We start from the raw sequence: 275 nt of genomic DNA on the forward strand, positions 1-275 counted from the left end.
ATCAGCATATACCAGAAATTGAACATCACGTCCGCCTACGAATAAAACCTAGTCAAAAGTTACTTCTACACCAGCTTCTGCAGTTAGCTTCTCGATGTAAACTTCTTGACCTTCAACAACTTTAATTTGCTTGCCGCCAGTTTCAATAATTGCGTACATTCTCGTGCACCTCCTTAAATCACTCAGACTCGCCATCTAACAGGTGATCTTTAAGATACTTAAACCTGTAATTCGCGGTTGTAGCACGGGTGCTACAAACAGTAACATATGAATGT

1 pseudogene and 1 other annotated feature are annotated in these 275 nt (G+C 40.4%); the pseudogene reads right to left on the minus strand.

Going from position 1 to position 275, the window contains the following annotated elements:
- Window positions 1-51: 51 nt before the first annotated feature.
- A pseudogene (locus P6709_RS19895) lies at window positions 52-159 on the minus strand (bL21 family ribosomal protein); the annotation flags it as partial.
- A 15-nt stretch (window positions 160-174) separates the two neighbouring features.
- Window positions 175-249: a sequence feature (ribosomal protein L21 leader region), on the minus strand.
- Window positions 250-275: the final 26 nt, after the last annotated feature.

It is taken from the genome of Jeotgalibacillus sp. ET6 (assembly GCF_029667115.1).
In the GTDB taxonomy this organism is placed as follows: domain Bacteria; phylum Bacillota; class Bacilli; order Bacillales; family Jeotgalibacillaceae; genus Jeotgalibacillus.